The sequence below is a fragment of the Candidatus Eisenbacteria bacterium genome (genome assembly GCA_016867495.1).
In the GTDB taxonomy this organism is placed as follows: domain Bacteria; phylum Eisenbacteria; class RBG-16-71-46; order CAIMUX01; family VGJL01; genus VGJL01.
Map to the genome: position 1 here is coordinate 1 of VGJL01000372.1, position 1,516 is coordinate 1,516.

General features: G+C 64.9%; 1 protein-coding gene. It reads right to left on the reverse strand.

Going from position 1 to position 1,516, the window contains the following annotated elements:
• Nucleotides 1-1,516: M1 family metallopeptidase (locus FJY88_14345; protein ID MBM3288507.1), on the reverse strand; the 1,516-nt coding region annotated here is incomplete at both ends.

Sequence of the window (1,516 nt, forward strand, 5' to 3'; positions counted from 1 at the left end):
CGTCCCCACGGCCCAGCGGTACGACTGGCGATCCATCTTCCCCAGCCGATCCCACAGCTTGATCGTGAAGGCGTAGACGCCGCTGTCGGGAGCGGATCCGCTCAGGACTCCTGTCTCCTGATCGAGCGCCAGGCTGTCCGGCAGTGGGCTCGCGCGGTCGACCTCCCACGCGTAGGGCGGACTCCCCCCGCGACCCACCAGGGTTGCCGCATAGAGTTGTCCCGCGACGCCGTCGAGAAGATCGGTGGTCGTGATGTTCAGGCCGTACGGAGCCGTCTCCCGGTGGCAGAGAACCCAGCGGTCGGGATCGACCGTGACGCCGATGGCCGGCCCGTCCAGCTCGAACTCGAAGTCGATGTGATCGGGATCGTTCCAGATCCTCTTTCGGACTGCGCCTCCCCCATCGAGCGCGATCTCCAGATCGAGCGGCATCGTGAAGAACCCCGCAGTCTGCTGCTTCTGGGCGATATGGATCGCCACCGAAGGCGTGGTCGGGTCACCGAGCGGGAGGTAAGAGACCTCGTATCGGGGCCGGTCGACGCCGTAGATCCACGAATCGAAGAACCAGTCGAGGGACCGCCCGCCGACCTGTTCCGCGATCGACTGGAACTCCTCCGTCGTGGTCGAACGATACTCGGTCGCGGCGCGGTACGCCGCCAGAACGTCGTAGAAGAGGGAATCGCCAAGAACGCCGCGCAGCATGTGGACCGCCCAAGCCCCTTTGTTGTAGATCGTGTTTGAGTCGAACAGGTAGCGCGGATCATAGAGGGGTCCGCTCGGGTCCCAGACCGCCTGGTCGCCCACCATGTAGTCCCTGTAGGCCGAAGGTCCGCCAAGGTGCTCGAACCAGAGCGCCTCCGCGTGGGAGGCGAACCCTTCGTTGAGCCAGATGTCCCGCCAGTCCGCCGGGCTCGTCATGTCTCCCCACCACTGGTGCGCCAGCTCGTGCACGAGGATCCAGTCGTAGTTGTGCCCGCCGGTGATCAGCATGCCTCCGTAGCTGGTGTTCGTCTGATGCTCCATCGCCCCGCGCCAAGGGAAGAGGGCATGGCCGTACTTCTCCCGGATGAAGGGGTAGGGGCCATAACGATCCGCGAAGACGGCGATCGCCGGCGCCGTGATCGACAGGTCTTCCTGGGCCTGCGCGAGCTTGTCGGGGTAGACGAAGTGCTCGATCAGCATCGTGTCCCCCTCGGCCGACACGTAGCGATCCTCGATCCTCTCGTAGACAGTGCCCGTCACGCTTACCAGATAGGTCGAGATCGGATAGGTGTGCTTCCAGTGATAGGTGCGAGAGCCGTCCTCGTGAGGGATCTCCTCCACGAGCAGACCGTTCGAGGTGAGGACGAATCCCTCAGGCCCGCGGAGCAACACATCGATGCTGTCGGCTTTGTCCACGGGGCGGTCCTTGCAGGGCCACCAATCGCGCGCCCCCTCCGGCTCGGAGAGGCTCCAGATGAGAGGGATTCCGTTGTGCGAGGCCCATCCGAAGGCAGTCCCCCCCGACTCGCGCGGA